Origin of the sequence: Streptomyces sp. NPDC006487 (assembly GCF_042870555.1) — a bacterium.
Classification (GTDB): Bacteria; Actinomycetota; Actinomycetes; order Streptomycetales; family Streptomycetaceae; genus Streptomyces.
This window is the reverse complement of record NZ_JBIAHN010000005.1, coordinates 18,917-45,631: the sequence shown is the minus strand read 5'-3', so window position 1 is coordinate 45,631 and position 26,715 is coordinate 18,917. Positions and strand designations below refer to the sequence as shown.

The following is a 26,715-nucleotide window of genomic DNA, read 5'->3' as shown; positions in this document are numbered from 1 at the left end:
GCGACCTGAGAACCTTGCCCCATGCGCGTACTGGTGGTCGAGGACGAGCGGCGGCTGGCCGCCGCCCTGCAACGTGGTCTGCGGGCCGAGGGCTTCACCGTGGACACGGCACACGACGGCCCGCAAGGCCTGTGGATGGCCGGAGAGCACGACTACGACGCCATCGTGCTCGACATCATGCTGCCCGGCCTCAACGGCTACCGGGTCTGCGCCCGGCTGCGCGCGGCCGGCTGCGAGTCCGGCATCCTCATGCTCACCGCCAAGGACGGCGAGTACGACGAGGCCGAGGCCCTGGACACGGGAGCCGACGACTTCCTCTCCAAGCCCTTCTCCTACGTGGTCCTCGTGGCGCGCCTGCGGGCCCTGATCCGGCGCACCGGCCGCCGCAGCCCGCAGGTCATGGAGTTCGGCGACCTCCTCGTCGACCCGGCCCGGCAGCGCTGCACGCGCGGCGGCGTCGAAGCCCGGCTGACCGCGCGCGAGTTCGCCGTCCTGGTGCACCTGGCGCGCCGGGCAGGAGAGGTCGTGCCCAAGCGGGACATCCTCGAGCACGTCTGGGACGCCGCCTACGACGGGGACCTCAACGTGGTCGAGGTCCACGTCAGCGCCCTGCGCCGGAAGATAGACGCGCCCTTCGGCCGGGCCGCGGTGGAGACCGTCCGGGGCGCCGGCTACCGGCTGGCGGCCGACGGTGGCTGAGCCCGGCCGGTCCGGCGGTTCCCACGACTCCCACGACTCCCACGACTCCCACGACCCACACGACTCCCGCGACTCCCGCGACTCCCGCGCGCTCGCGCACCGGCTGCGCAGGGCCGTGTCCCGGCTGCGTCCCAGGTCCGTCCGCGCCCAGGCCACCCTCGGCGCCTCCGCCGTGGTCGCCCTGGCCCTCGGCGTGGCCTCCTTCGCCCTGCTCGGGGCCCTGGAGACCAACCTGACCATGAGCGCCCAGGAGGACGCCGAACGGCAGGCCGTCAAGGTGGCCGCACTGGCGGCCACCGGGCAACTGGAGCCCGTACCGCCGCCCGGCCGCGGCACGGACTTCATCCAGGTCGTGGACGCGCAGGGCCGGGTCCTCGCATCCAGCCCCAACCTCAGCGGCCGCCCCGCCCTCGTCCCCGAACCACCCGTCGCACCCGGCACGGTCCGCGACACGTGGAAGGGAGGCCGGGTCCGTCAGGAACACCGCCAGCGCGTCGTACAGGTCACCACCGTCACCGCGAAGGGCCTGGTCACCGTCTACGCGGGGACCTCGCTCCGGGACGCCGACACCGCCGACGCGACCATCATGGCGGTGCTGGCCGTCGCGGTCCCGCTGCTCGTGCTGGTCGTGGCCCTGATCACCTGGCGGGTCACCGGCTGGGCCCTGCGCCCGGTCGAGGCGATCCGCGCCGAGGTCGCCGAGATCGGCGACCGAGAACTGCACCGCCGGGTGCCCGTTCCGTCCACCCGCGACGAAGTGGCCCGGCTCGCCGTCACCATGAACGCCACCCTGGACCGGCTGGAGGCGGCCGGCATCCGCCAGCGCCGCTTCATCGCGGACGCCTCGCACGAACTGCGCAGCCCCATCACGGTGCTCCGCACCCAGCTGGAGGTCGCGCAGGCCCACCCGGATCCCGAACTGTGGGGCGAACTGGTCGGCGGCGCGCTGGAGGACACCGTACGGCTCCAGGACCTGGCGGCCGACCTGCTCCTGCTGGCCCGCCTCGACACCTCGGAGCCGCCGCCGGCCACCGCCGTCGACCTCACGGAAGTGGTGCGCGAAGCGGCCCGTACGCGCAGGGGCGCCCGCGTCCCCGTACACGCCGACATCGCCCCCGGGATCGCGGTCCGCGGCAGCACGATCTGGCTGTCGCGGCTCGTCACCAACCTGCTGGACAACGCCGGCCGCCACGCCGAGCAGGACGTCACCCTCGTCCTGCGCCCGGACGAGGGCCGGGGCGAGGCGGTCCTGGAGGTCACCGACGACGGAGCGGGCATCGCGCCCGCCGACCGAGAGCGCGTGTTCGAACGCTTCACCCGGCTCGACGATGCCCGCGCCCGCGACGAGGGCGGCACCGGACTGGGCCTGGCCATCGCCCGCGACATCGCCCTGCGCCTCGGCGGCACGCTCACCGTCCGGGACTCCCCGAAGGGCGCCCGGCTGGTCGCCACGCTCCCCCTGGGCCCCTGACGGCGGAGCCGCCCGGAGCCCGTTACGGAGCGGCGTAGCGGGCCAGGAAGAGGTCCACGCCCGAGGTGACGACGCGGGTCAGCTCCGCCGGGTCCGTCTCGGTGTCGGGTGTGAGGGCGTGCACCAGTTGCGGGACGCCGGCGGTGGCGGCGACGAGCTGCCGGACGGCGAGTACGGGGTCCGGGACGTCGAGCCTTCCGCGGCGGCCGAGTTCCGTGCAGGCCTCGACGAGGGGCTTGTCGTACCCGTCGTACGTGACCCGGTACCAGAGTCGGCCGAGCTGCGGGAAGCGGTGGGTCTCGCCGATCACCAGTCGGTGCAGCGCCATGATGTCGGGGCGCAGCAGGAGCCCGGCCCGGTCGACGCAGAGGGCGATCAGGGCGGCGCGCAGGTCGGCGGCTTCCGTGAGGGTGGAGCCGTCGAACTCGAGGCCGGCGCGGATCTCGCGCAGCATGCCGCCGACGACGGCGAGGAACAGTCGCTCCTTGGTGCCGAAGTGCTTGTAGACCGTCGCCTTGGAGACCCCGGAACGGCCGGTGATCGCATCCATGGAGGCGGCCGCGTACCCCTCGGCGAGGAACTCCGCGGCGGCCGCGGCGGTGATCGCCCGGCGCTTGCGCCGGACGGAGTCGCAAGAGGCGGGAATGGCGGGGAGGACCGGGATGCCGAACTCGTCGGTGGCGTTCGCCGTCTCGGCTTCCATGGGGAGTCCTTCGTACCTGCGGGGTGGTGTGGGTGGGGCGGCGGTGCGTGCGGGGGCCAGTGTAGGAACCGGACCGATCGGTACGCACGGCCTGCCGGGTGCCTGCCGGGTCGTCGCGCGCGTCAGCCCTGCGCGGCTCCGCCCTTCTTGATGGCCTCGGTGACGTCGGCCGTGTCGGCGGCCGGCGGGGCGACGATGTCCTTCGCGACGCCGAAGGACAGGAAGTCCATCCTGACGTCGGAGTCCCCGAAGGTCTGGTTCAGTCGCGAGGGCATCCCCGTGTCGTCGACCCAGATGTCCGAGACGAGCTCGGTCGCACCTCCACCGCCCACCGCGGCGAGCAGCGCCTTGGTGTCGCCCAGCCTGTCCACCGGGACGATGGCGCGGTAGTGGACGGAGCTCTTGCCGTTGACGTCCTCCCGGCCGACCCTGGTGACGTTCTCGGCCCACTTGAGCGACTTCAGCGCGGCCGTCGGGTCGCTGTTCCCCGCGTTCATCCCGGCAGCGCCCTGCTCACCGAGCACGGCCGAGGCCTCGACCTTCAGCCAGGTCTTGCCCGCGAAAGGGCCGCTCGGCGCCGGATCGATGCCGTAGTAGTACGCCCCCTGGACGAGCCGGTACGTGACCGTGCCGTCGGACACCAGGTCCTCCAGCCGGAGGCTCTCGGCCGGCATTTCCGCCTCCATCGCGAGGCCGTCGCCCCAGGAGTAGATGCCGTTCACCTGGACCGGCTTGCCGCCCGTGCCGGGCATCGTCAGGCGCATCTCGACCTTGGCCGAGCCCGCCTTGGAGGCGTCGTCGGAGGCCTTCGCGAGCGTCGCGACCAGAGACTCGGCCGAGTCCACCGCCTGCTTGCCCACGGAGGCGCCGGCCGTACAACCGCTCAGGCCGACCGCCACGACCACGGCCGCCGCGATGCTCGTGGTGACTGTTCCTGCCTTCATCGCCCACCCCTTGGCCGGTTGCCGCCCCGGGCCCCCGGACGGGACCTCATCGTCACACGCCCGCACGCGCCCGCACACGTCCTCGACCGGCGGGGAGCACCCCGGAAACTCGCGGGCGCCCGTCCGAGCAGCCCGGATATCCTGCCCGGCATGCTGCGACTCGAACGCCTGCGGGCCGATCACGAGGAGGCCCTGCTGGCCTTCGAGCGGGACAACAGGGCGTACTTCGCCCGTTCCGTACCTGACCGCGGGGACGCGTACTTCGCGGAGTTCGCCGCCCGCCACCGCGCCCTGCTCGCGGAACAGGACACGGGCGCGTGCCGGTTCCACCTCGTGATGGACACCACCGGCGAGCTGATCGGACGCGTCAACCTGGTGGACCTCGCGGACGGCGCCGCCGACCTCGGCTACCGGATCGGCGAACGGGCGACGGGCCGCGGCGCGGCCACCGCCGCAGTCCGGGAGGTCTGCCGGCTCGCCGCCACCGATTACGGGCTCGGCGTCCTCACCGCGTCCGCGGCCCTGGACAACGCGGCCTCCGCGGCGGTGCTGCGGCGGACCGGATTCACGGTCGTGGGGGAGAGCGTCCTGGACGGCAGCCCCGGGCTGACCTACCGGCGGGAGCTGACCGCCGAGGGCTGACCGCCCCTGCCGGACCGGCCGCCCCACCCCGCCCCGCCCCGCCCGGACGGGGCGACAGTCCCGGGCCTGGTGCGTACGGGTGACGGTCCGACAGCGATGCGTCACCCCATCGGTGGCCCCGGCGCGCGCGCACGGCGTTGATCACCGAGTGTGTTGATCACTGGCAGCGGGTGCGCTGCCCGTCGGCCCCCGCACTGAGGAGTCCCCGGCCCCATGGCTGTCGCCGCCGTCCTCTTCGTCTTATGCGCCGCCCTCATCGCGATGGGCGCCGCGAAACTCGGCCACTACGCGGCACGCAACCGCAAGATGCCGGACGTGGGTCCCGCCGTCGGCACCGCCGCGGGAGTGGTCTTCTCCTTCTTCATCCTCACCCTCGCCTTCCTGATGGTGAGTTCCGCCCAGGAGCTGGCCGTCGCGCGCAAGGGCAACTACGCCGAAGCCGGCGCGCTGATAGACCTCTACCTCGCCGCGGATCGGATGCCGGCGCCCGCCAAGGCCGAGGTGCGCGGCCACTCCGAGAAGTACGCGCACATGGTCATCGACCGCGAGTGGCCCAGGATGCGTGAGGGCGAGACCGACGAGGAGACCTGGGCCATGGCCTACGGGCTCTACCAACTGGTCGCCAAGGTACCCGCGGAGACCCCGCCGAAGGCCGTCGACGACGCGCGGGACGCGGTCAACCGGCTGCTCGCACAGCGCAGGGTGCGGGTGGCGGACATCCAGGGCGGGCTACCGGTCATCATGGTGACCACCCTGATCGGCGCGGCCGCGCTCTCGGTGGCCTTCCTCGTCCTGATCGGCTGGCCCAAGGGCATGCGCGGGGTCCTCGGCATCGCCGCGCTCGGCGGCATCTGCGGCTATGGCGTCTGGCTGGTCCTCCAGCTCAACCACGCCTACGCCTCGGGTGTGCACGTCGAGCCCGCCGCCTTCCACGATGCCCTGCGCCGCATGGCGTTCGTGACCGCGCACGGCATCTGAGACACCCCGCCTCACGCTCTCGCTCCCGCTTCCTCCCCACGTAAGGGTTCCCCATGTCCCGTCCCGGAGTCGCCCGCGCCCTGGTCGCAGGCACCCTCCTCGGCCTGCTGCCCGCCGGTCCCGCGGCCGCGCACGAAGCCCCGTACGAGCCGGATGCCGCGCGGCCGGCACCGTTCGTCGCCCCGGAGCGGGTGCGCCGCGAGATCAGCGCGGACGAGCGGCGCAATCTCGGTGAGGACCACGCCGAAGAGCACGCCCGCACCCGCCTCGCGCTGCGGGACGCCGCCGACTACCCCGACACCACCCGCCGCGCCCGCCTGAAGGCCCTCACCGAGTCCCAGACCGAGGCCAACGCCGGTCTGGCGCCGGAGAAGTACGGCGTGTTCAAGGAGTACTTCGACTCCCCGGACTTCGCCGCCCACATCGCGCTGCTGCCCACCGGGAAGGTGCTGCTCTTCTCCTTCGAGCGGATCGAGACCAACCCCACCAAGGAACCAGCCCCCACCAACATCATCGGCGCGACGAACGCCGGCCGCGCCTTCCTCTGGGACCCGGCCAAGGGCACCGGAGCGTCGGCGTTCACCAAGGTCACCCCGCCGGTGGTCGACATGCCCGACGGCACCCACGCACCGCGCCCCGCACCGTTCTTCTGCTCCGGGCACTCCTTCCTGCCCAACGGCATGCTCGGCGTCTTCGGCGGCAACCTGGGCTCCAACGGAGGCAGCGGCGCGAAGCTCTCACTGGTCTTCGACCCGTGGACGGAGACCTGGAGCCGCAACCAGGACATGGCCACCGGGCGCTGGTACCCCTCCGTGGTGACCGCCGCGGACGGCCGTCAGCTCATCATGTCCGGCCAGTCCGAGCTGGGCTGGGGCACCCCGACCCCGCTCGTCGAGCGCTTCCCCGCCCTCGGGCATCCCGTGCCCCGCGAGAAGACGGACGTCCCGCGCGACGCCCCGGTCGGCCCGTTCAAGGCGAAGGCCCCCTTCACCCGCGACTACCCCCAGCTCTTCTCGCTCCGCGACGGCCTGGTCTACGGGCTCGGCAGGGTCCACAGCGAACAGTGGGCCTTCGACCCCGTGGACGAGTCCCGTACCGACCTGCCGCCCCGCCCCGACGGCAGCTCCCGGACGTACGGGGGAGCAGTGCCGCTGCCCGGCGGGTACGCGGGCCCGGGCGCGGCCCTGATCATCGGCGGGGACCGCACCGACCCCAACACGTACAAGCTGTCCGAGGGCCGCTGGACCATCGACAAGCCCCGGGCCTTCGGCCGCACCCAGGACAACACCCTGCTGATGCCGAACGGAACGCTGCTGACGGCGGGCGGCGGCTATGACATCCGTGACTACGGGAACGGGGTCCTGAACCCCAACGCCGACCTGAAGTACCGGCAGTTCGAGATGCGCGACGGGCAGGGGAACTGGAAGCTCGGTCCCGCGCAGCGGCTTCCCCGCGGCTACCACTCCAATGCCGTCGTCCTGCCCGACGGCCGGGTCGTGGTCACCGGGGACGAGCTCCAGCAGCTCGCCAACGACGCCGACATCACCGACGAGATGAACGGCACCATCGAGATCTACGAGCCCTCCTACCTCCACCAGGGCGCCCGGCCCGCACTCGACAAGGTGCCCTCGGGCCCGGTCGGTCACAACAGCCGCTTCGAGATCACCACGAGCACCCCCGACCAGGTCGAGCGCGCCGTACTGCTGGCCCCCACCACCGCCACGCACGCGGTCAACACCAGTCAGCGCCACGTGGAACTGCGCATCAAGCGGCGCGCGGGCGACACCCTCACGCTGCAGGCCCCGCCGAACGCGGCCGCCGCCCCGCCCGGCTACTACATGCTCTTCCTCCTCGACGCCAAGGGAGTGCCCGGCGTCGCCCAGTGGATCAAGCTCGACTCCGGGGTGCCCGCCGCGCCGCCGCGCTGAACCCGGCCCGCTCTCCTCGGGGTCCGATTCCCCACTCGATTTACCCTCCCCGCCTCACCGCCTGCCCGCCCTTCCCTCACCCCGCCCCCACCGCCACCAGGAGCAAGCCGATGGCCCTCGCCCCGTCGCCACCCCCGGGCTGCCCCCACACCGGCCCCGCCCGCAGGACCGTGGTCCAGGCCGCGGCCCTCGCCGCCGCCGGAGCCGCCACGGGAATCGCGCCCACGGCGTGGGCCGCCGAAGCCCCGGCCCGCCCGGCGGCCGGCCCGGCCGCGGAGCCCGCGCGCAGGGACGCCGAGCCCCAGCCCCTCCCGCTGCGCACCGACCGCGACTCCCAGGGCGACATCCTCGCCGGATTCCGCAAGGACCACGCCTGCTTCCTCTTCCTCCACTTCCGTGACGCCGACAAGGCCCGGCACTGGCTGACGGGCCTGCTGCCCTCGATCTCCACCACCGAGGAAGTGGCCCGCTTCAACAGGGCCTTCAGCAGAGCCCGCCGGCGCAGCGGCGGCATCGACCCCGACTCCATGGCCACCCTGTGGACCGGGCTGAGCCTGACGCATCCGGGCCTGCTGCTGTTCGCGGGCAAGGAGCCCTTCCCCGCGGCCCCCGCCGGCTCCAGCGCCGAGGCCTTCACCCAGGGCTCCGCCGCCCGTGCGCAGCAGATCGGCGACACCGGAACCAGCGCCCCGCAGTCCTGGCTGTTCGGCTCGGAGGAGCCCGGCCGCGTGGTGCACGCTGTCCTCACGCTCGCCGCCGACCAGCCCGAACGCCTCGCCGCCGCCGTCGCCGAACACCGCGCGGGCGCGGGCGCGGCCGACGCGACGGTCCTCTTCCGTCAGGACGGGGCCACGCTCCCCGGGGAGCTGCGCGGGCACGAGCACTTCGGTTTCCTCGACTGCATCAGCCAGCCCGGCGTACGGGGCTTCGACGAGCCCGACCCGGCCGACGCCACCGGCGTGCTCGGCAAGCCCGGAACCCGGCTGATCCCCGCCGGTGAGTTCGTCGTCGGCGCCGAGCGGGTGGGCAAGCGCCCGACGGGCCTGCCCGCCTGGGCCACCGGGGGCGCCTTCCAGGTGGTACGCCGCCTCGCGCAGGACGTGCCCGGCTGGTGGACCCAGGTCGCCCTGCGCCTCGCCGAACTCCAGCGCGCCGGCGCCGCGCCCGCCGACGCCGGCCGGGAATGGCTCGGAGCCCGCCTGATGGGCCGCTGGCCGGGCGGGATGCCGGTCGCCCTGTGCCCCGCGGCGGAGCAACTGCCCGTGCCGGGCGAGCACCCCGACGCCAAGCTCGACTACGGCCAGGACCCCCAGGGCTGGCAGATGCCGCTGTTCGCGCACATCCGCAAGGGGAACCCGCGCGGCGGCCTCGTCCTCACCCCGGGCCGTCCCCCCGTGGCCCAGGCGGAGCTCGACGCACGGCGCCTGATGCGGCGCGGAATCCCGTACGGCCCCGTCTACAAGCCCGAACTGGGCGGGGAACACGGCCCGGAGGCCTCGCGCGGGCTGGTCTTCGTCTGCCACCAGTCGGACCTGGTGGGGCAGTTCGAGCTGGTGATGCGCAAGTGGGTGAACGAACCCGACTTCCCGGCCGGCCGCAACCCGCGCACCGGCTGCGACCCAGTGCTCGGCCCCGATTCGCCCGTGGCCTTCGAGACCCCCTCGGCGGACGGCACCGGCAGCCGGGCCAACACCCTCTACTTCGGGCGGTTCGTGCGCACCGAGGGCTCGGTCTACGCCTTCAGCCCCTCCCTGCCCGTCCTGCGGGCCCTGGCCAAGGGAGAACTCGACGACTCCATCGAGTTCCACACCGGTTCCGTACTGCGCCCCGGCGAGCTCCTCGACGCGGGCACGTTCCGGCTGTCCCTCGACAGCACCGGAGACCTCGCCCTGCTCGACTCCGAGGGCCGCCGTACGTGGCACACCGACACCGCGGGCTCCGGCCACGACGCCGTCCTCACCCAGGACGGCGAACTGCTCGTGCGCAAGGCCGACGGCCGCCCGGCCTGGTCGAGCGGAACCACCGGCCACCCCGGCGCGCGCCTGCTGCTGCGCCCCACCGGAGAATTGGTGATCGTGGCCGGCGACCGGGTGCTGTGGAAGGCGTCCGCCTCGTAGGGTGACGCCATGGCGATCACGGCACCAGTGACAGGCGACACCCGGCTGATCTACGGCTGCATGGCTCTCGGCGGGAGCTGGGAGCCCGGCCCGTACCAGGCCGAGGACATCGACGCGGCCGAGGCGGCGATCGAGGCCGCCCTCGACAGCGGCATCACGATGTTCGACCACGCCGACATCTACCGGCACGGAAAGGCGGAAGCCGTCTTCGGCGAGGTGCTCGCCCGCACTCCCGGCCTGCGCGAACGCATCACCCTGCAGACCAAGTGCGGCATCCGGCTCGCCGATGGCGACCGCCCCGGGATCTACGACCTGCGGGGCGCGAGCATCCTGCGCCGCGTCGAGGAGAGCCTCACACGGCTGCGCACCGATGTCATCGACGTCCTGCTCCTGCACCGGCCCGACCCCCTGGCGGACCCGGCGGAGACCGCCGAGGCGCTCACCTCGCTGCACCGCCAGGGCCTCGTCAGGCAGTTCGGCGTCTCCAACATGAACGCCGCGCAGTGTGCCGCCCTGCAACGCCACCTCGACGTCCCGCTCGTCGCCAACCAGCTGGAGATGAGCCTGCAGCGGCGGGACTGGCTGGAGGACGGGGTCCTCGTGAACACCCCGGCCGCGGCCGTCGTCGGCTTCCCGGCCGGCACCGTCGAGTACTGCACGGCCAACGGAGTCCGCCTCCAGGCCTACGGGGCGCTGGCCCAGGGCCGCTTCACCGGGCGGGAGTCGAGCGTCGGGGAGCACGCGACCGCCGAGCACCTGCGCGCTCTGGCCAAGGCCAAGGACACGACACCGGAGACGATCCTGCTGTGGTGGCTGCAACGCCACCCGGCCCGGATCGCCCCGGTCATCGGCACCGGCCGCCCCGAGCGCATCCGGGCCTGCCGCGACGCAGCCCTGCGCGCCCCGGACCTCGGCCACGAGGAGTGGTACTCCCTGTGGCTCACGGCCCGGGGCGGGCCCCTTCCCTAAGCAGTGCCCGGCCTAGCCGGGCGAGCCGACCGCGCAGACCAGGATCGGGGTGGCGCGGCGGGGGTCGAGGGCGTTGCGGACCAGGTGCCAGACGTTCAGGTCGTAGGCCTCGCCGATGTGGCCCACCGGGTCGAAGGGGCAGAAGTCCTGCACGTACTGGTTCTTGACCCCCGGCTCGCGGACGAACGCCGTCTCGGTCGGGGTCACCAGCTCGTCGTAGCGCGAGGTGATGACGGTGTAGGCGATACCCGGCTGGGCCACCGGACCGTCGTTCAGCGCCAGGATCGCCGGGCCGCCGGGCACCTCGTCGGCGAGCACCGGGATGCCGATCGTGGTCACGATCTTCTCCATGGCCGCCCGGCCGAGCAGCTTGTCGCCCAGGTCGAGCAGGCCCGCGGCGTTGGTGCCGTGGGTCGGGGGAGCGATGGCCACGACCGCCTTGATGTGGGGCTGGATGCCCTGCATCTTGGCGAGGTAGAGGGCCTGGAGCCCGCCCTCGGAGTGCCCGACGACCGAGACCTTGACGGCACCGGTCGCACCGCGCACCTTCTCCACGTACTCCTTGATCTCCAGGTTGGAGACGGCCACCGGCTTGAGGCCTCCGACCAGCGGGAAGCCGTCGTAGGCGCCGTAGGTCTGGGCGAAGGTGCAGTAGCCGCGGGCGGCGAGGTCGAGCTGGAGGAAGTTCAGGTCCTCGTACCAGGTGGCGAACGTGCCGTGGAGCAGCACCACGGGCTCGGGGTGAGCGGCGCTCGGCCGGCAGGAGAAGTCGTTCACCCCGCCTCCCGTCACGCCCTCGGTGGCGGCGTGCGCCGGGAAGGCGGCGCCGAGCAGGAGGGCCAGCGGGAGAGCGGCTCGGGCGAGCAGGGTGCGGGTGCGCGACGCACGGGTACGGGGGGCCATACGACATCTCCTGACGGGGGGTCGTGCACTGGTCGGACTGCACAGAATGCTCCGGCGCGCCGCCCGTGTCCCCTGGCGGTACGCGCAGAATGCTTCCTCCCGCGTTTGTGCACGGTGACAATGCGGGGATGGACGACGCGGACGGCACGGCGGGTGCGGCATCCGGTGGGACGACGGCCGGGGCGGCTGACGGGGCGTTCGCAGCGGCGCCGGGGCTCGCCGCCGCGCTGCTGCCCCGGATACCGGAGATGGCTGCCGAGACCGTCGCCCGGCTGACAGCCGACATCCCCGCCTACCGGCTGCTGCCCGACAGCGTCCTCGGCGGAGACCTCGTCGCGAACACCGAAGCCGTGCTGAAGCTGTTCTTCACCACCGTCGCCGAAGGGCGGGCACCCACCGAGGCCGAGCTGGCCCTCCCCGTGGCCTGGGGCGCCGAGCGGGCCCGGGACGGAGTCCCCCTGGAGGCGGTGCTACGCGTCTACCCGCTGGGCGCCCGACGGGCCTGGGAGCTCGCGGTGGCCGGCCCCGAACCCGTCGCGGACCCGTACGCCCTGGTCACGGGCCTGCTGGCGTTCCTCGGCGAGGTCATGCCCAAGGTTGCCGAGGCCTACCTGCGCGAACAGGCCGACCTCGACTGGGAGCAGCGCGAACACGGCCGCAACCTTGCCGGGGTCCTGCTCGCGGGCCGCCCGGCCCGCCGCGCGGCCGAACGGTACGGACGCACCCTCGCCGAACGCTACGAGGTGGTCGTCCTGCGGCTCCCCGAGGCACCCGGCGGCGCGACGAACCGCATCCTGCGCGCCCTGCGCTCCGAACTGGACGGCAATCCCGAGGTGCTGGCGGCCTTCAAGGGCGAAGGCGGCGTCCTTCTGGTCCCACTCGGTCCTCCCGGTCCTCCCGGTCCTCCCGGTCCTCCCGGGACAGGCGGCCCGGGAGGCGCGACCAGGCGGCTGCTCGCCCGTCTCGACGCGGCGGCCGAACTGCGGTGCACGGCGGCGGCCGCCGTCGCCGAGGACCACGCATCGATCCCCCGGGCCCAGACGGAGGCCTCCGAAGTGCTGTCCCTGGCCGAGGACTTGGGGCGTCCGCCGGGTCTGTACCGGCTGGCCGACCTCGCCGTCGAGTACCAGCTCGTGCAGCCGGGTCCCGCCCGTGACGCCCTGGCCCGGGTCTTGGCACCCCTCGACGACCAGCCCCATCTGATCGCCACGCTGCGGGAGTTCATCGCAGCCGGCTACCGGAGGGCCGAAGCCGCCGAAGCCCTCACGGTCCACCGCAACACCCTGACCTACCGCCTGGGCCGGATCCGGCTGCTCACCGGTCACGACGCCACCGACCCCACCGGCGCCCGCCACCTCGCGGCCGCCCTCACGGCGTACGGCGCGGCCCGCCGCAGCGGCCCCTGAGGCGCACCGGCGGGCCGGTTTGTCGGCCGGTGCGCCGGTCGGGCCGTTGCGCCGGCTCCTCAGAGGACCGGCGGCCGCCCGGCTGCCGTCAGCCGCAGCACGGTGCGCCAGCGCATGGGCCGCCGCACCTGGTCGTGCCGGGCCGCCCACCCTTCGCGCAGCCCCTGGAGCGAGTCCCGGAGCCCGCCGCCGCGCAGCCCGCGCAGGGCCGTGACGGCCGTCCAGATGCCGAGGTACGCCGGGATGAGGGGCGCGGGGAGGTTGCGGTAGGCGAGCCAGACGCGGTTGCGGGCGGCCAGCCGGTGGAAGAGCGCGTGCCGGGTGGGGCTGGTGACCGGGTGGTGCATCCGGACCTCCGCCGCGTACCAGCCGCTGCCGCCCTGCTCCCAGAGCCGGTACGCGAGGTCGATGCCCTCGTGGTAGAGGAAGAAGTCGGGCCAGCCCCCGGCCGCGTCGAAGGCGTCCCGGCGGACCATGACCACACCCTCGGTCATGGTGGCGATGGTCCCGGGCCGCCCCGGATCCCCGGCGCGCAGCCGGGGCACCCAACGGCGGGGCGTCGTGGTGTCGTCGGGCCCGGTCAGCCGCGGCTGGACGTACGCGGCCTCCGGGCGCCGGCGGGCCTCGGCCACCAGCCGGGACAGCACGTCGGGCCGGGGGAACGAGGCGTCGTTGTCGAGGAAGAAGAGGAACTCGCTGCCCTGGCCCCGCAGGGCGAGCGCGCCGCGGTTGCGGCCCTCGGGGATGCCGAGGTTCTCCGGAAGGGCGACGACGGTGGCCCCGTCCACCGAGAGTCCGGGGACACAGCCGTTGCCGACGACGACGATGCGCAGGTCGACGTCCTGCTGTGCGAGGAGCGTCCGGACGGCCGCCGCCTCCTCGGCGGGACGGTCGTTCATCGTCAGCAGGACGACGTCGATCCCGGTCACGGCGGGGGAGGGTGAGGTGGAAGAGAGGGACGCGGGCACGGACCGGATGCTATCGGAGCCGCCGCCCCCGCCTCCGAGGGCAGGCCGCCGGGCCGGCTCAGGTGAGGGGGAGGAGCCGGGAAGGCCCGTGCGCCGACGAGGGAGCCGAGGCGGGCGACGCAAGCGGGGAATCGGTGTCGCCGCCCAGTGCGCTGCCGGCCAGCCAGGCGTCCCAGCTGAGATTCCAGTCGCCGAACCCGTTGGCGAACGGGGCCATGGGCTCGCCGCCGCTGTTCACCACCGACACCACGTCCCCCTCCCGCACTGTGTCGAAGAACCAGGCCGCGTCGGCCGTGCTCATGCCCGTGCAGCCGTGGCTGACGTTCTCCTCGCCCTGCGCGTCGACCGACCAGGGCGCGGCGTGCACGTACTCCCCGCTCCATGTCACCCGGGTCGCGTAGAAGACGGGCAGGTCGTAGAACTCGCTCGTACCGCGCTTGATGCCCACGCTGTCCCCGCGCATCCGCACCTTGCGCTCCTTGCCGAGGACGACCTTGATGCCGGTGCGGGTCAGGAAGCCCGCCTTGCCGGTGGTCACCGGGATGGTCCGGACGGTCCTGCCGTTGCGCCGTACGGTCATCTCGTGCGCGGCGGCGTCGGTGAGCGCCTCGATCCGGTCCCCGATCGAGAACCGCAGGGACTCGGACGGGCCGCCGTACTGCCGTTCCCCGACCTCGACCCCGTCGAGCCCGCTGACCACGTGCACCACGGCGTGGGCGGGCCAGTAGGTACGGGGCCGGTAGTGCAGGGTCGATTCGTCGACCCAGTGCCAGGCTCCCTCGACCGCCGGCTCGGAGGTGACCTGCAGGGCCCGTTCCAGCCGGGCCCGTGCGGCCGGGTCGGTGGCGGGGACGGGGTGGCTCAGGGAGGCCGTCACGATCTGCCCCGCCCCGTACGTGCCGGGCCGGGGCCCGAACTCGGCCGTGAGCCGGTCCTCCTGCTCCGCGGGCGCGGTGCGGAACGCCATGGTCACGCCGACCGGGGTGCCCGCCGCGTCCTGGGCGCCGACCCGCACGGTGTAGGTCTCACCGGCCCGCAACGGCTCGGTGTTGGCCCAGCGGTGCCCCCGGGCGCCCAGGGAGCCGCCCACGTGGCGGCCGTGACCGTCGTGGACGGTGACGTAGGTGAGGAGCCCCGGTCCGGCCAAGGCGATTTCCAGGGGGCCGGCCGCGTCGGTGGGCAGGACGACCGTGTGCGCCGCCGCCCGGGAGGCGCCGCGGGACGAGGGGTCGCGCACCACGGAACCGGCTCCGCTGGAGGTGGCCAGGACCACCTGCTGTTCCAGCCCGCTGCACAGACCGGCCCGGAAGGCGTCCATCGCACACCGCAGGCCCCCGTCGTCCAGCACCCGGCCGACCAGCAGCTCCACGGAGCCCGCGTGTTCGCCGCCGGCTTGCAGCCCGTCACCGGACCGCGGTGTGGGCTGTGGCGCGGCGGCGACGACGAAGACCGCCCCGGCCACCGCCCCGGCCACGCTCCACGTCCTGCTCCGCCGCCGGAGTCCTCCACGGTGTGTCGATGACAGCATGCGCGCCACGCAGCCCTCCCAGATCGCCTTCGGCCGGATGGCAGCATCAAAACGATTTCCGGGCAGCCTGATGATCATGAACTCGGCCGGTGGGGCCGAATGGGCACCGAAGAGGGCTCGTACGGAGTAGGGGGAGGGCCGCTGCGGGCCGCAGGGAGCGGTGCTTCAGGCCGTGACGTTGCCGGAGGCCGTGACGCCGGCGGTGACGTTGCCGAAGAAGGCGGCGAGGTTCTCGACCGTCCGCTGGATCTTCTCGTCCAGCGTGAGCGACTCGTGGAGCCGCGCACCCGGGCCCGCGTCCTTCTTGCCCCGTACGTAGAGCGAGCAGGCGAGGTCGCTGCAGATGTAGGCCCCCACGGAGTTCCCCTGCTGCCCTGCCTTGCCCGCCTTCGGCGCGACCATCAGGGAGACGCCCCCGGTGTGTGTGGTCAGGCACAGCGAGCACATGCTGCGCCGCGCCTGGGACGGGGCGGCGGCGGAGGTGCGCAGCGCGAGGGCGACCGGGCGGCCGTCCAGCTCGGTGGCGAGGTAGGCGCGCTCGGGGGCCTTGGGGTCCCACCAGCCCAGGAAATCCAGGTCCTCCCAGGGCCGTTCGGCCAGATCGCGGGGTACGGACAGGCGCTTGGCTTCGCCCTTGGTGCAGTTCACGAAGGCGGCACGGATCTCTTGCTCGGTCAACGGCTTCATGAGCGGCAGGCTAATTTGCCTAAAGCTTTTAGGCAAATGCATAATGGCTATCGCCAGCTAGGAGGCACATGATGGTTCGAGCAGGACTGACCGCGGAGCGGCTGACCCGGGCGGGCGCGGAGCTCGCCGACGAGGTCGGCTTCGAGCAGGTGACCGTCTCGGCACTCGCCCGGCGCTTCGACGTCAAGGTCGCGAGCCTCTACTCGCACCTGAAGAACTCCCAGGACCTCAAGACCCGGATCGCCCTGTTCGCGCTCGAGGAGCTGGCCGACCGGGTCGCGGCCGCGCTCGCCGGGCGGGCCGGCAAGGACGCCCTCGCCGCCTTCGCGGACGCCTACCGGGACTACGCCCGGCAGCACCCCGGCCGCTACGATGCCGCGCGGCTCCGCCTCGACCCCGAGACGGCGGCTGCCGGCGCGGGCGTCCGGCACGCCCGGATGACGCGGGCGATCCTGCGCGGCTACGACCTGACGGAACCGGACCAGACGCACGCGGTCCGGATGCTCGGCAGCGTCTTCCACGGCTACGTCAGCCTGGAACTGGGCGGCGGCTTCAGCCACACCGCCGTGGACCCGCAAGAGTCGTGGGACTGGATCGTGGACTCGCTCGACGCGATGCTGCGCAAGCCCGTGGCCGCGTAACCCCCTCGTGCCGTGGGCCCGCAGTCCCGTGGTCCCGTAACCCCGTGGTCCCGTAACCCCGCAGTGCCGCATTCCCATCACCCCGATCATCACGAGGCTGAGGCGATGACCACCGAAAGCGACCTGATCAGCACGCCCGTCACCGAGGACCTCCTGCGCGGCGCCCTCGACGTGGAACGCACCGCGCACGGCCTGCTGCCCCACCGGCTGCCCGCCCGGGCCCGCCTGCGGATCCCCGACGACCAGCTGGCCACGGCCGAGGCCCGCCCGTCCGGCGTGCGCCTGGTCTTCCGTACCAGGGCCACCGTCATCGAACTGGACGTCCTGCCCACCAAGCGTGCCTACCGGGGCTTCCCTGCGTCGCCGGACGGTGTGTACGACCTCGTGATCGACGGCGTGCTCACGGCCCGGGCCGGCGTGCCCGGCGGCAGGGTCCGCACCCTCGACCTGGCCACCCAGGCCGTCGAACTCGAAGAGGGACCGCCCGGCACCGCCCGCTTCGCGGATCTGCCCGCGCGGGACAAGACCGTCGAGATCTGGCTCCCGCACACCGAGATGACCGAGCTGATCGCCCTGCGCACCGACGCCCCCGTCACACCGGCGCCGGAAAGCGGGCGCAGGGTGTGGCTCCACCACGGCAGCTCCATCAGCCACGGCTCGAACGCGGAGCGCCCGACCGGTACCTGGCCGGCGCTGGCCGCGGCGCAGGGGGTCGTGGACCTGGTCAACATGGGATTCTCCGGCAGCGCCCTGCTGGACCCCTTCACCGCCCGCGCGATGCGCGACACCCCGGCCGACCTGATCAGCGTCAAGATCGGCATCAACATCGTCAACCTGGACGTGATGCGGCTGCGCGCCTTCGCCCCCGCGGTCCACGGCTTCCTCGACACCCTCCGCGAGGGCCATCCGATGACCCCGCTCCTGGTCGTGTCGCCCCTGCTGTGTCCCATCCAGGAGGACACCCCCGGCCCCCTCGCCACCGACTTCAGCACCGGGACCCTGCGGTTCAAGGCCCTGGGCGACCCCGCCGAACGGGCCGCCGGGCGCCTGACGCTGGGCGTCGTCCGCGAGGCGCTGGCCGGGATCGTCGCACAGCGGGCGGCCGAAGACCCGTACCTGCACTACCTCGACGGCCGTGACCTCTACGGCGCCACGGATCACGCGGAGCTGCCGCTCCCGGACGACCTGCACCCAGACCCCGCGGGCCATGTGCGCATCGCCGGGAACTTCGCCCGCCACGTCTTCGCCGCCGGGGGCCCCTTCGCGGCCGCTACCGCCTGAATCGCCCCGCGCCGCGGTCCGGCGGGGCGGCCCCTCGGGGACCCCGCCGGACTCGCCGCCGACCCGGCCGCCCGCCACAATGACGACGCGCCGGTCCGGTGTCCGGGAGCCTCACCGGCCCGTCATTTTGCATGAACATACATCGTCGCGCATACTCATCCCATGTCAAAGGTTCTCACCTCCCTGCCCACCGGCGAGCGCGTCGGTATCGCCTTCTCCGGCGGCCTCGACACCTCCGTCGCCGTCGCCTGGATGCGCGACAAGGGTGCCGTCCCCTGCACCTACACCGCCGACATCGGCCAGTACGACGAGCCCGACATCGCGTCGGTGCCCACGCGGGCCACGGCGTACGGCGCCGAGATCGCCCGCCTTGTCGACTGCCGTGCGGCGCTCGTGGAGGAGGGCCTGGCGGCTCTCGCCTGCGGTGCGTTCCACATCCGCTCCGGCGGCCGCGCCTACTTCAACACGACGCCGCTCGGCCGTGCCGTGACCGGCACGCTGCTGGTCCGCGCGATGCTGGAAGACGACGTGCAGATCTGGGGCGACGGGTCGACCTTCAAGGGCAATGACATCGAGCGGTTCTACCGCTACGGCCTGCTCGCCAACCCGCACCTGCGCATCTACAAGCCGTGGCTCGACGCCGACTTCGTCACCGAGCTCGGTGGCCGCAAGGAGATGTCGGAGTGGCTGCTCGCCCACGAGCTGCCCTACCGCGACAGCACCGAGAAGGCCTACTCCACCGACGCCAACATCTGGGGCGCCACCCACGAGGCGAAGACCCTGGAGCACCTCGACACCGGTGTCGAGACCGTGGACCCGATCATGGGCGTCCGGTTCTGGGACCCCACGGTCGAGATCGCCACCGAAGACGTGGCCATCGGCTTCGAGCAGGGCCGCCCGGTCACGATCAACGGCAAGGAGTTCGCCTCCGCCGTCGACCTGGTGATGGAGGCCAACGCCATCGGCGGCCGTCACGGCCTGGGCATGTCGGACCAGATCGAGAACCGCATCATCGAGGCGAAGAGCCGCGGCATCTACGAGGCTCCGGGCCTGGCCCTGCTGCACGCCGCGTACGAGCGCCTCGTCAACGCGATCCACAACGAGGACACCGTCGCCCAGTACCACAACGAGGGCCGGCGCCTCGGTCGCCTCATGTACGAGGGCCGCTGGCTGGACCCGCAGGCGCTGATGATCCGCGAGTCCCTCCAGCGCTGGGTGGGTACGGCGATCACCGGCGAGGTGACGCTGCGACTGCGGCGCGGTGAGGACTACTCGATCCTCAACACCACGGGCCCGGCGTTCAGTTACCACCCGGACAAGCTCTCCATGGAGCGCACCGAGGACTCGGCGTTCGGCCCGGTGGACCGCATCGGCCAGCTCACCATGCGCAACCTCGACATCGCCGACTCCCGCGCGAAGCTGGAGCAGTACGCCGGCCTCGGCATCGTCGGTACGACCCACCCCGCCCTGATCGGTGCCGTCGAGGCGCCGGGCTCCGGCCTGATCGGCGCCATGCCCGAGGGCGGCGCCGAGGCCATCGCCTCCCGCGGCGAGGTCTCCGGCGACGACGAGCTGCTGGACCGCGCCGCGATGGAGTTCGGCACCGACTGACCGGTACCGGCGGCAGGATGCGAAGCGCCGCCCGTGGTCCCCGGAGGGGCCGCGGGCGGCTTTCTCTTTGGGCGGGGCGCGGGCCGGGGGCGCCGGTCAGGGCGCCGTGGCGGTCCAGGGGGTGACCGCGCCGCCGCGGACCCGGCGCACCTCGCCCCGGGAGTCCAGGAGCCGGAGATCGCGGTGGATGGTCATCGCGCTGACGTCGAGTTCGCGGACGAGCCGTTCGAGGGAGACGTACCCCTCGCGGCACGCCGTCTCGACGATGTGGCGCTGCCGGGAAGCCGCGGTCAGCTTGCCCGTCGCCAGGCTGATCCGGCGCAGGTGATCACTCGTGGCCGTCTCCCCGGAGTCCCGTCGGCTGCTCATGCCGAGCACTCCTTTCGGTAGGCGTCTGCGTATGTGTCTGTGTATGCGTCTGCATGTGCGACCAGATCTAGACCAAAACTAGACCACCAGGAAGGTGCGGAATGTGGCCGAAGGTCCCGTGATTGCGGGCCCGTGGACTGGATCGGCCCGGCCGCTACTCATCCTTCTGGTCCATTCCTGGTCGGGGGGCGGGCCTGCCGAGGTGAATACTGGAGGGGTGAATCAGCCTCTCGACCTGCGGCGCGTCCTGCGGGACGGGTCGCGGCCCGTCCACGTGCAGGCGCGCGACGCGATTTCCGAAGCCCTCGCCACCGGCGCCCTGGCCCCCGGCACGCGCCTCCCCTCCGAGCGCCACCTCTGCGAGCGCCTCGGCGTCAGCCGGGTCACGCTCCGCAAGGCACTGCACGCGCTCCAGGAGGAGGGCCGGGTCGGGTCGGCGGAACGGGCGGGCTGGCACGTCGCCGCGGGGGCCGGGCCCGCCCCGGCCTTCGAGCACACCTCGGAGCTGATCGGCGGGCTCAACGAGTACGGCCGCCGGCTCGGGTTCACCCCGATCGCGCGGGTGCTCGCCGCCAGACTGCGCCCGGCGGACTTCGAGGAGGCGGACACCCTCCAGGTGCTGCCCGGGGCGGACATCTTCGAGCTGGACCGGGTGCGGCTCTTCGACGACGCGGTCATGTGCCACTCCGTCACCCTCGTCCCGGCCGAACGTGCCCCGGGCATCGGCGGGGCCGACTACACCACCGCCTCGCTGTACGCCGAGCTCACCGCACGCGGCATCGTCCCCACCCGGGCGAGCTACGCCGTCCACTCCGCCCTCGTCCCGCAGGACGAGGTCCCCCTGCTCGACCTGCCCCCGGGCTCTCCCGTCCTGCACATCGAGCAGCTCACCTACGACCAGCACGGCCGCCCCTGCGAGTACAACCGCGTCGTCTACCGCGCCGACCGCTACCGCTTCCACACGACCCTGACGGACGGCCCCGGACGACGCGGGCCTGACCGGCAAGATCCGAAAGAGCCGGCCTAGCGCCGTACGTGGAGGTGGCCGTCGAGCGGGTAGGCGGGCGGCGCTGCAGGCAGGATCCCGTCCAACGCGTAGCCGGCCTTCTCCGCGACCCGGCAGGACGCCGGGTTGTCCACCTGGTGGAGGAGTTCGAGCCGTTCCAGGCCCTGGGTCCGGAAGGTGTCGAGCGCCCAGGCGGTGACGGCCTCCAGGGCGCGGGGGGCGACCCCCTGCCCGCGGGCCGAAGCCGACGTCCAGTACCCGACCTCGGCGGCGGCCTGGCCGGGGGAGAGCTCCTTCACCGCCACGCTGCCCACCAACCGTCCCCCAGGCGCCCCGGGAGCGGCCTCCAGAACGGCGAAGCCGCACCGTTCGCCCGCCGCCCACCCCCTCTCCTGGTCCCGCACCCACCGCAGCCCGTCCTCCTCGCTCTCCAGCCGGGAGGTCGCCCAACGGCGCAGTACGGGGTCCCGGTGGATCTCGACGAGCGCGTTGACGTCCGCCGCCCGCCAGGGGCGAAGGGCGAGGGCGGGAGCGGTGGCCGTCGGGGCGGCCGTGAGCGTGATGTGAGGTGGCACCGGTGGATCCTATGCGTCACCCTCCCGCTGGACAGACCGGTATCCGGCCGCGTGGAGCAGGGCCGGACGGCGCCCGGGGCGGGGACCTTGGTCCCTTGTGAGGGATCAAGCCGGCCGTAGTTTGGACGAACGGGATATCTGATCGGCTGAGGGAGTGGTGGAGCGATGACCGAGGTGCACTGGGAGGTCGGCTCGTACCGGATGACGGTGTCGCTGCCGGAGTCGGACGCGCCGTGGGCGGTCGAGGGTACGAAGGGGCTGATGGGGATCCGCCCCCTGTTCGAGGGGCGGGGACCCGAACCCCGTCCGCTGCCGGAAGCCGAGACCGGGATGAACCCCGTACTGCTGGGCGCGCTCGGCAAGGGATTCTGACGGCGTCCTGGCAGGATCGCGGCATGGAACGTGTGCTGGGAATCGGTGGATATTTCATGCGGGCCGCGGATCCGGCGGCCCTGGGTGCCTGGTACCGGGACTGCCTGGGGCTGGACTCGGACGAGCACGGACTGTGGCGTCAGGGGGCCGGACCGACGGTGTTCGCACCGTTCGAGTCCGGGACCGACTACTTCGGTTCCCCCGCCCAGCAGACCATGCTCAACTTCCGGGTCCGTGACCTGGACGCGATGCTCGCGCAGCTGCGGGCCAAAGGGGCGGACGTGGCGCCGGAGACCCAGGACATGGACGGCGTCGGCCGGTTCGGCTGGGTCACCGACCCCGAGGGCAACCGGATCGAGCTCTGGCAGCCTGCCTGAGCGGGTCGTCCCGCAGGAGAACCGTGCTCGGACGGGCTGCTGGAGCCTCTTGGCGGGGGTGCGCGACGCTCAGCCGGTGGCGGTCGAGGCCGGCTCGCGGGTGACCGCTTGCGCCGGGGCCTCGGCCGGTGCGCGGGTCGGAGCCTGGGGCGGCGTCGAGGACGGCGGGGTGGCGTGGACGGCCTCCGGCGGGAGGTGGCCTTCCAGCCGGGTCAGGGCGAGCGCGGCGCCGAGCGCGGCGACGGTGAGGAAGGCCCAGGGCAGGCGGCCGTCGAGGGCGAGCAGGCCCGTGAAGAGGGACGGGGCCAGCGCGGTGGCCAGGGAGTACGACAGCTGGTAGGTGGCGAGGTAGCGGCCGCGTACGGCCTCGGGTGCGGCCGAGACCGACAGGGCGCCGCCCGATGGGCTGTGGACCAGCTCGCCGACCGTGTAGACCACCACGATGACCAGGAGGGCGACCAGCGTCGCCGTCTGTCCGGGCCGGACCGTGCCGAGGACGATCTGCCCCACGAAGGCGGCGGCGAAGAGCAGCGCCCCGAGGGCCGCGGAGCGGGTGCGGCGGGCTCCGGAGCGGCGGACGCGGCTCGCGATCAGGACGCCGATCCCCGCGCAGAGGGCGGTGTTGACGGTGAAGGCCGCACCGGTGAGGGAGTCGGGTCCGTGCAGCCATGTGGTGATGTAGAGCGGGAAGAGGACGGACAGGGCCGAGTACCCGAGCGCGGTCAGGAAGTTCGCGGCGGTCAGGCCCAGGAAGGGCCGGTCGGCGAGCACCATCCGGTAGCCCGCGGGCGGCCGCTTGGCCGAGCCGGGTGCGCCGTCCGCGCCGAGCGGCCCGTTCGCGTGGTCCCGTAGCGGCTTGACGCGGCTGACGAGCAGTCCGGCGAGCGCGAAGGCGACCGCGTTGCCCCAGGCGGTGTAGGTGAACCCGTCCGTGCCCCACAGGGCCAGGACCCCGGAGACGATCAGGGCGCCGGCGCCCATGCCTGCGTTCTGCAGGGCTCTGATGGAGGCCTGGAGCCGGTCGCGGGCGCCACCGCGGGCCACTTCGCCGATGAGCGACTGCTGCACGATGGGGAAGGAGCGGTCGGCGAGGGCCGTGATCAGCGCGACTGCGGCGAAGGCGGGGAGGGATCCGGCGAGCGGGTAGAGGGCGAAGCCGAGCGCCCGCACCGCATAGAGCAGCAGGTTGACCTTCCTGGCCCCGAACCGGTCGACGGCCGAGCCGGCGAGCGGCATGACCGCGAGTCCGGCCAGGCCCGTAGCCGTCAGCACGATGCCCACGAGGGCGAAGGAGAGCCCGGTGACGTGGTGGAAGAAGACGAGCGAGAAGGGGATGTACATCCCGATCCCGATCGCGCTGATGCCCACTCCGAGCAGCAGCGAGCGTTCGCCCGCCACCCGTTCCTCGCGCATGCCCTTGACCACGTCGAACTCTCCCCCGATTGGATTGCCGGGAAGTAGCTTAGCGCTAAGTGGCTTAGCGTCAAGGCATTTTCTCGCGGTCCTCCCGGCCGCCGAGGTTCCACGCCTCGATGTCGCGGTAGTGGATCGGACCCGGGCCACGGCCGATGTTGCTGCCGACCAGGTGCAGGCGCTCCGTCCGCCAGCGCCGGCCGGTGAACCCGGCGAGTCCTGCGGCGGCCTCCACGGCCGAGGCGGCGTCGTTCCGGCGGGCCCGCGCCAGCGTCAGGTGGGGGCGCAGCGGCCGGTCTTCGAAGGGGATGCCGCAGTCCTTGACCACGGCGCGCACCTCGGCGGCGAGCCGGTGCAGTCCGTCGAGGTCCCCGTCGATCCCGCTCCAGAGCACCCGCTCGCCGAAGTGCCCGCCCCCGTGCAGGGTCAGGCGTACGGGACTGCGCGCCGCCGCCAGCTCCGCGAGTGGTGGCCGCAGGAGGGGGACGGTCTCGACCGGCAGCTCACCGAGGAACGCCAGGGTGATGTGCCAGTCCTCGATGCGGTTCCACCGCATGTCCGGGTACGCGGCGTAGGCGGGGCCCAGTTCCCGGGCGAGTTCTTCCTTGGCGTCGTCGGGCGGGGCGAGGGCGATGAACACGCGAACGGTCGCGGGCCGGGTCTGTCCGTTCGCGGCGTTCGCATCGTCCACGGAGTTCGCATCGGTCACAGTGTTCACATCGTTCACAGGAGACTTCGTACAGTGCTTCGGGTGGTCCGGTCGTTCATCGTGGTCAGGTGTAGTCCGCCGTGTTGTGCACCTCGCCGAACCGGGGGAAGATCCGCTCCACGGTGAACGCGTGCTCGTCGGCGGTGAAACCGGACATGGCGTCGGCGACGAACTCCAGCTCGTAGCCGTGGTCGCTCGCGGCCCGCGCCGTGGACTCGACACCCATAGTGGTGACCAGACCGCCGAGCACCAGCGTGTCCACGCCCAGGCCGCGCAACCGGTCGTCGAGGCCGGTGCCGTGGAAGGCCCCCACGGTCTGCTTGACGATCAGGACGTCACCCGGCCGCTCCAGCCCGTCGGCGAAGCCGCTGCCGGGCGGCTGCTCCGCCACCCCCGGCCGGTCCACTCGGACGAGCACCACCGGACGCCCATCGGCCCTGAAGGCCTCGGCCAGCCGCAGGCAGCGGGCCAGCACCTCTTCACCGGAGTGAGGGGCGACCGGCAGGTCGATGATGCGGGGCATCAGGTCGATGAGGATCAGCGCGGAGGTCACGGGAAGGATCATAGGACAGGGCCGTCCGGGCGCCGCGGCCTCGGGCTAGGGCCTGTCGTCAAACTCCCGTCTTTGACGACGGGCCCTAGGGCGTACTGGTGAAGGAGCGGCGGTAGGCGCGGGGCGGAACTCCCCTGCGCCGCACGAACTGTTCGCGCAGGACCGCCGCGCTGCCGTAGCCGACCCGGCGGGCGATCTCCTCGACGGGCAGGTCCGTGCTCTCCAGGAGTTCCTCGGCGCTGCTCAGCCGCAGGTTCCGCAGCCAGGCGTGCGGGGTGGTGCCGGTCGCGGCGGTGAAGCGGCGGGCGAAGGAGCGCTTGCTCATCACGGCACGGCGGGCCAGCTCCGTGACGGGGAGCGGCTCGTGGAGGTGGTCGCGGGCCCAGGCGAGCACCTCGGAGAGCCGCTCGTCCCGGCAGTCCTCGGGGACGGGCGCCGCGAGGTACTGGGCCTGCCCGCCGTCGCGGTGCGAGGGCAGCACCATGTCCCGGGCGACGGCATTGGCCATCGCGGCCCCGTGTTCCCGCCGCAGCAGATGCAGACACAGATCGAAGCCGGCGGCGGCTCCCGCGCCCGTGACGATCCGGCCTTCGTCGATGTACAGGGCGTCCGGTTCCACGGCCACGTCCGGATGCCGGTGGGCCAGTAGTTCGGCGAACCGCCAGTGCGTCGTGGCCCGTAGCCCGTCGAGCAGCCCGGCCTCGGCGAGGGCGAACGTGCCGACGCAGTGGGCCGCGAGCAGGGCGCCGCTCCCGTGGGCGGCCACCAGCGCGTCGAGTACCGCCGGACCGGGCGGTGTGCGGAAACCGGCCCCCGGCAGGGCGATCACCAGATCGGCGGCGGCCAGCCGGTCGAGGCCGTGCTCGATCGCGAGCGGCACCCCGAAGTCGGTGGGGACGGGCCCGGGCCGCTCGGCGCACAGGGCGAAGTCGAAACCGGGCAGCCCCTGCCCGTGCGGGCCGAAGACCTCGGCGACGATCCCGACGGCAAGCATGCCGACGCCGGGCGGGACGTACGCGGCGACGGACGTGAAAGGAGGCACGGGGGCAGTCTGCCACCGTGTCACGACTTCTGGCACTAATCCTGCGATCACTGGCAGGTGTGCCACTCGTGCGCCCCCTGTCGACGCGGAAGGATTACAGCCATGACGAACACGACGAAGAACAACGCGACGAAGAACGACACGGCGAAGAACGACACGGCGAAGAACGACACGGCGAAGAACGACACGGCGAAGAGCGGCACGGTCACCGCCCAGGCCCTCCGCACCGACGCACCGCTCGGCCGCAGCGCCGTCTACAAGGTCCTGACCACCGGCTACGTCGGCTCCACCGGGCCCGGGGTCGCCGCCACCGTCTCCTACGTATCCGATGCCGGCCGGCACTTCATCTTCGACCCGGGCATGGTGGCGAGCCACACGGACATCCTCGGCCCGCTCGCGGAACTGGGGCTGGGCCCCGAGGACATCACCGACGTGGTGCTCAGCCACCACCACCCGGACAACACCATGAACGTGGGCCTGTTCGGCCGGGCCCGGGTGCACGACCACAAGGTGGAGTACCAGGGCGACCAGTGGACGAACCGGGACGCCGAGGGCTACGCACTCACCCCCTCCCTGCGCCTGATCCGTACCCCGGGGCACAGCCACGAGGACATCACCCTGCTGGCCGGAACGGACTCGGGCGTGGTGGCCTTCGCCGGCGACCTGTGGTGGCACGCGGAGGGCCCCGCCGACGACCCGGTCGCGCCGGACCGCGAGGTACTGCGCGCCTCCCGGCTGCGGGTGCTCGCCGCGGCGGACCTGATCGTGCCGGGCCACGGAGGCCCGTTCGCCGCCGACGGCACCGTGCCGCTCTAGCCTTGCC

At 73.0% G+C, this 26,715-nt stretch carries 27 protein-coding genes; 15 read left to right on the top strand and 12 right to left on the bottom strand.

The features are described from left to right. Positions 1-21: 21 nt before the first annotated feature. A complete protein-coding gene (locus tag ACFYM0_RS09695; protein WP_388498615.1) occupies positions 22-699 on the top strand; it encodes a response regulator transcription factor in 678 nt (225 codons plus the stop codon). After that, positions 692-2,170 (top strand): sensor histidine kinase, encoded by a 1,479-nt coding sequence (locus ACFYM0_RS09690; RefSeq protein WP_388498613.1) that lies wholly within the window; start codon positions 692-694, stop codon positions 2,168-2,170. Before ACFYM0_RS09695 ends, ACFYM0_RS09690 begins: the two co-directional genes overlap by 8 nt. 22 nt (positions 2,171-2,192) lie before the next feature. Here ACFYM0_RS09690 and ACFYM0_RS09685 read toward each other — a convergent pair whose 3' ends face one another. Together ACFYM0_RS09685 and ACFYM0_RS09680 are read right to left on the bottom strand one after the other, a co-directional pair. Next, the gene (locus ACFYM0_RS09685) at positions 2,193-2,873 is read right to left on the bottom strand and encodes a TetR/AcrR family transcriptional regulator (RefSeq protein ID WP_388498610.1); all 681 of its coding nucleotides are present in this window, start codon (positions 2,871-2,873) and stop codon (positions 2,193-2,195) included. 122 nt (positions 2,874-2,995) lie between these two features. Continuing rightward, positions 2,996-3,817, bottom strand: coding sequence for a hypothetical protein (locus tag ACFYM0_RS09680; protein WP_388498608.1), 822 nt, complete (start codon positions 3,815-3,817; stop codon positions 2,996-2,998). A 150-nt stretch (positions 3,818-3,967) separates the two neighbouring features. Here ACFYM0_RS09680 and ACFYM0_RS09675 point away from each other — a divergent pair, with 150 nt between their 5' ends. The 5 genes from ACFYM0_RS09675 (at position 3,968) to ACFYM0_RS09655 (ending at position 10,451) form a co-directional block, all read left to right on the top strand. After that, positions 3,968-4,459, top strand: a complete 492-nt coding sequence (locus tag ACFYM0_RS09675; RefSeq protein ID WP_388498606.1) for a GNAT family N-acetyltransferase — start codon at positions 3,968-3,970, stop codon at positions 4,457-4,459. A 213-nt stretch (positions 4,460-4,672) separates the two neighbouring features. Then, on the top strand, positions 4,673-5,437 hold the full coding sequence (locus ACFYM0_RS09670; protein WP_388498603.1) for a hypothetical protein: 765 nt from the start codon (positions 4,673-4,675) through the stop codon (positions 5,435-5,437). A gap of 53 nt (positions 5,438-5,490) precedes the next feature. Next, a complete protein-coding gene (locus tag ACFYM0_RS09665) occupies positions 5,491-7,365 on the top strand; it encodes a galactose oxidase-like domain-containing protein (RefSeq protein WP_388498601.1) in 1,875 nt (624 codons plus the stop codon). A gap of 110 nt (positions 7,366-7,475) precedes the next feature. Next, entirely contained in the window at positions 7,476-9,482 is a 2,007-nt protein-coding gene (locus ACFYM0_RS09660; protein WP_388498599.1) for a peroxidase, read from the top strand. Between the two features lie 9 nt (positions 9,483-9,491). Beyond that, positions 9,492-10,451 carry an aldo/keto reductase family oxidoreductase gene (locus tag ACFYM0_RS09655; protein ID WP_388498596.1) on the top strand — a complete coding sequence of 320 codons (960 nt, stop codon included), beginning with the start codon at positions 9,492-9,494 and terminating at the stop codon, positions 10,449-10,451. A gap of 12 nt (positions 10,452-10,463) precedes the next feature. Here ACFYM0_RS09655 and ACFYM0_RS09650 read toward each other — a convergent pair whose 3' ends face one another. After that, the gene (locus ACFYM0_RS09650) at positions 10,464-11,354 is read right to left on the bottom strand and encodes an esterase/lipase family protein (RefSeq protein WP_388498593.1); all 891 of its coding nucleotides are present in this window, start codon (positions 11,352-11,354) and stop codon (positions 10,464-10,466) included. 128 nt (positions 11,355-11,482) lie between these two features. On the opposite strand from ACFYM0_RS09650, the gene ACFYM0_RS09645 reads away from it, so the two are divergent. Further along, positions 11,483-12,760 (top strand): PucR family transcriptional regulator, encoded by a 1,278-nt coding sequence (locus tag ACFYM0_RS09645; protein WP_388498591.1) that lies wholly within the window; start codon positions 11,483-11,485, stop codon positions 12,758-12,760. Between the two features lie 59 nt (positions 12,761-12,819). On the opposite strand, the gene ACFYM0_RS09640 is transcribed toward ACFYM0_RS09645, so the two are convergent. The 3 genes from ACFYM0_RS09640 to ACFYM0_RS09630 all read right to left on the bottom strand — a co-directional run bounded on the left by ACFYM0_RS09640 (position 12,820) and on the right by ACFYM0_RS09630 (position 15,943). Further along, the gene (locus tag ACFYM0_RS09640; RefSeq protein WP_388499337.1) at positions 12,820-13,659 is read right to left on the bottom strand and encodes a glycosyltransferase family 2 protein; all 840 of its coding nucleotides are present in this window, start codon (positions 13,657-13,659) and stop codon (positions 12,820-12,822) included. Between the two features lie 127 nt (positions 13,660-13,786). After that, positions 13,787-15,046 (bottom strand): Ig-like domain-containing protein, encoded by a 1,260-nt coding sequence (locus tag ACFYM0_RS09635; protein ID WP_388499335.1) that lies wholly within the window; start codon positions 15,044-15,046, stop codon positions 13,787-13,789. Positions 15,047-15,421: 375 nt separating this feature from the next. After that, positions 15,422-15,943, bottom strand: a complete 522-nt coding sequence (locus ACFYM0_RS09630) for an FBP domain-containing protein (RefSeq protein WP_388498588.1) — start codon at positions 15,941-15,943, stop codon at positions 15,422-15,424. 71 nt (positions 15,944-16,014) lie between these two features. On the opposite strand from ACFYM0_RS09630, the gene ACFYM0_RS09625 reads away from it, so the two are divergent. The 3 genes from ACFYM0_RS09625 to argG all read left to right on the top strand — a co-directional run bounded on the left by ACFYM0_RS09625 (position 16,015) and on the right by argG (position 19,476). After that, positions 16,015-16,584 carry a TetR/AcrR family transcriptional regulator gene (locus ACFYM0_RS09625; protein ID WP_388499332.1) on the top strand — a complete coding sequence of 190 codons (570 nt, stop codon included), beginning with the start codon at positions 16,015-16,017 and terminating at the stop codon, positions 16,582-16,584. Between the two features lie 105 nt (positions 16,585-16,689). Next, positions 16,690-17,865 (top strand): GDSL-type esterase/lipase family protein, encoded by a 1,176-nt coding sequence (locus tag ACFYM0_RS09620; RefSeq protein ID WP_388498586.1) that lies wholly within the window; start codon positions 16,690-16,692, stop codon positions 17,863-17,865. 162 nt (positions 17,866-18,027) lie between these two features. Continuing rightward, complete coding sequence (argG, locus tag ACFYM0_RS09615) at positions 18,028-19,476, top strand: argininosuccinate synthase (protein ID WP_388498584.1); 1,449 nt, start codon at positions 18,028-18,030, stop codon at positions 19,474-19,476. 96 nt (positions 19,477-19,572) lie between these two features. Here argG and ACFYM0_RS09610 read toward each other — a convergent pair whose 3' ends face one another. After that, positions 19,573-19,845, bottom strand: a complete 273-nt coding sequence (locus ACFYM0_RS09610; RefSeq protein WP_388498582.1) for a DeoR family transcriptional regulator — start codon at positions 19,843-19,845, stop codon at positions 19,573-19,575. Positions 19,846-20,062: 217 nt separating this feature from the next. Between ACFYM0_RS09610 and ACFYM0_RS09605 the strand changes: the two genes are divergently transcribed. Beyond that, positions 20,063-20,872: a GntR family transcriptional regulator gene (locus ACFYM0_RS09605; RefSeq protein WP_388498580.1), complete on the top strand. Its 810-nt coding sequence runs from the start codon at positions 20,063-20,065 to the stop codon at positions 20,870-20,872. Here the strand turns inward: ACFYM0_RS09605 and ACFYM0_RS09600 are convergent. Continuing rightward, a complete protein-coding gene (locus ACFYM0_RS09600) occupies positions 20,869-21,426 on the bottom strand; it encodes a GNAT family N-acetyltransferase (protein ID WP_388498577.1) in 558 nt (185 codons plus the stop codon). The two genes, ACFYM0_RS09605 and ACFYM0_RS09600, sit on opposite strands and share 4 nt — an antisense overlap. Positions 21,427-21,591: 165 nt before the next feature. On the opposite strand from ACFYM0_RS09600, the gene ACFYM0_RS09595 reads away from it, so the two are divergent. Beyond that, positions 21,592-21,798 (top strand): hypothetical protein, encoded by a 207-nt coding sequence (locus ACFYM0_RS09595; protein ID WP_388498575.1) that lies wholly within the window; start codon positions 21,592-21,594, stop codon positions 21,796-21,798. A gap of 23 nt (positions 21,799-21,821) precedes the next feature. Further along, positions 21,822-22,175: a VOC family protein gene (locus tag ACFYM0_RS09590; protein ID WP_388498573.1), complete on the top strand. Its 354-nt coding sequence runs from the start codon at positions 21,822-21,824 to the stop codon at positions 22,173-22,175. Between the two features lie 69 nt (positions 22,176-22,244). Here ACFYM0_RS09590 and ACFYM0_RS09585 read toward each other — a convergent pair whose 3' ends face one another. The 4 genes from ACFYM0_RS09585 to ACFYM0_RS09570 all read right to left on the bottom strand — a co-directional run bounded on the left by ACFYM0_RS09585 (position 22,245) and on the right by ACFYM0_RS09570 (position 25,844). Then, the gene (locus tag ACFYM0_RS09585) at positions 22,245-23,600 is read right to left on the bottom strand and encodes an MFS transporter (protein WP_388498572.1); all 1,356 of its coding nucleotides are present in this window, start codon (positions 23,598-23,600) and stop codon (positions 22,245-22,247) included. A 58-nt stretch (positions 23,601-23,658) separates the two neighbouring features. Beyond that, complete coding sequence (gene thpR, locus ACFYM0_RS09580) at positions 23,659-24,279, bottom strand: RNA 2',3'-cyclic phosphodiesterase (protein WP_388499331.1); 621 nt, start codon at positions 24,277-24,279, stop codon at positions 23,659-23,661. Positions 24,280-24,361: 82 nt separating this feature from the next. Next, the gene (locus ACFYM0_RS09575) at positions 24,362-24,862 is read right to left on the bottom strand and encodes an isochorismatase family protein (protein WP_388498569.1); all 501 of its coding nucleotides are present in this window, start codon (positions 24,860-24,862) and stop codon (positions 24,362-24,364) included. 73 nt (positions 24,863-24,935) lie between these two features. Next, complete coding sequence (locus tag ACFYM0_RS09570) at positions 24,936-25,844, bottom strand: GlxA family transcriptional regulator (RefSeq protein WP_388499329.1); 909 nt, start codon at positions 25,842-25,844, stop codon at positions 24,936-24,938. Positions 25,845-25,994: 150 nt separating this feature from the next. On the opposite strand from ACFYM0_RS09570, the gene ACFYM0_RS09565 reads away from it, so the two are divergent. Next, complete coding sequence (locus ACFYM0_RS09565) at positions 25,995-26,708, top strand: MBL fold metallo-hydrolase (protein WP_388498568.1); 714 nt, start codon at positions 25,995-25,997, stop codon at positions 26,706-26,708. Positions 26,709-26,715: the final 7 nt, after the last annotated feature.

Excerpts from the sequence above, each read along its gene's own strand:
- ACFYM0_RS09695 (WP_388498615.1), top strand. The coding sequence starts at position 22 with ATGCGCGTACTGGTGGTCGAGGACGAGCGGCGGCTGGCCGCCGCCCTG.
- ACFYM0_RS09685 (WP_388498610.1), bottom strand. The coding sequence starts at position 2,873 with ATGGAAGCCGAGACGGCGAACGCCACCGACGAGTTCGGCATCCCGGTC.
- ACFYM0_RS09680 (WP_388498608.1), bottom strand. The coding sequence starts at position 3,817 with ATGAAGGCAGGAACAGTCACCACGAGCATCGCGGCGGCCGTGGTCGTG.
- ACFYM0_RS09675 (WP_388498606.1), top strand. The coding sequence starts at position 3,968 with ATGCTGCGACTCGAACGCCTGCGGGCCGATCACGAGGAGGCCCTGCTG.
- ACFYM0_RS09670 (WP_388498603.1), top strand. The coding sequence starts at position 4,673 with ATGGCTGTCGCCGCCGTCCTCTTCGTCTTATGCGCCGCCCTCATCGCG.
- ACFYM0_RS09665 (WP_388498601.1), top strand. The coding sequence starts at position 5,491 with ATGTCCCGTCCCGGAGTCGCCCGCGCCCTGGTCGCAGGCACCCTCCTC.
- ACFYM0_RS09660 (WP_388498599.1), top strand. The coding sequence starts at position 7,476 with ATGGCCCTCGCCCCGTCGCCACCCCCGGGCTGCCCCCACACCGGCCCC.
- ACFYM0_RS09655 (WP_388498596.1), top strand. The coding sequence starts at position 9,492 with ATGGCGATCACGGCACCAGTGACAGGCGACACCCGGCTGATCTACGGC.
- ACFYM0_RS09650 (WP_388498593.1), bottom strand. The coding sequence starts at position 11,354 with ATGGCCCCCCGTACCCGTGCGTCGCGCACCCGCACCCTGCTCGCCCGA.
- ACFYM0_RS09645 (WP_388498591.1), top strand. The coding sequence starts at position 11,483 with ATGGACGACGCGGACGGCACGGCGGGTGCGGCATCCGGTGGGACGACG.
- ACFYM0_RS09640 (WP_388499337.1), bottom strand. The coding sequence starts at position 13,659 with ATGAACGACCGTCCCGCCGAGGAGGCGGCGGCCGTCCGGACGCTCCTC.
- ACFYM0_RS09635 (WP_388499335.1), bottom strand. The coding sequence starts at position 15,046 with ATGGACGCCTTCCGGGCCGGTCTGTGCAGCGGGCTGGAACAGCAGGTG.
- ACFYM0_RS09630 (WP_388498588.1), bottom strand. The coding sequence starts at position 15,943 with ATGAAGCCGTTGACCGAGCAAGAGATCCGTGCCGCCTTCGTGAACTGC.
- ACFYM0_RS09625 (WP_388499332.1), top strand. The coding sequence starts at position 16,015 with ATGGTTCGAGCAGGACTGACCGCGGAGCGGCTGACCCGGGCGGGCGCG.
- ACFYM0_RS09620 (WP_388498586.1), top strand. The coding sequence starts at position 16,690 with ATGACCACCGAAAGCGACCTGATCAGCACGCCCGTCACCGAGGACCTC.
- argG (WP_388498584.1), top strand. The coding sequence starts at position 18,028 with ATGTCAAAGGTTCTCACCTCCCTGCCCACCGGCGAGCGCGTCGGTATC.
- ACFYM0_RS09610 (WP_388498582.1), bottom strand. The coding sequence starts at position 19,845 with ATGAGCAGCCGACGGGACTCCGGGGAGACGGCCACGAGTGATCACCTG.
- ACFYM0_RS09595 (WP_388498575.1), top strand. The coding sequence starts at position 21,592 with ATGACCGAGGTGCACTGGGAGGTCGGCTCGTACCGGATGACGGTGTCG.
- ACFYM0_RS09590 (WP_388498573.1), top strand. The coding sequence starts at position 21,822 with ATGGAACGTGTGCTGGGAATCGGTGGATATTTCATGCGGGCCGCGGAT.
- ACFYM0_RS09575 (WP_388498569.1), bottom strand. The coding sequence starts at position 24,862 with ATGATCCTTCCCGTGACCTCCGCGCTGATCCTCATCGACCTGATGCCC.
- ACFYM0_RS09570 (WP_388499329.1), bottom strand. The coding sequence starts at position 25,844 with ATGCTTGCCGTCGGGATCGTCGCCGAGGTCTTCGGCCCGCACGGGCAG.
- ACFYM0_RS09565 (WP_388498568.1), top strand. The coding sequence starts at position 25,995 with ATGACGAACACGACGAAGAACAACGCGACGAAGAACGACACGGCGAAG.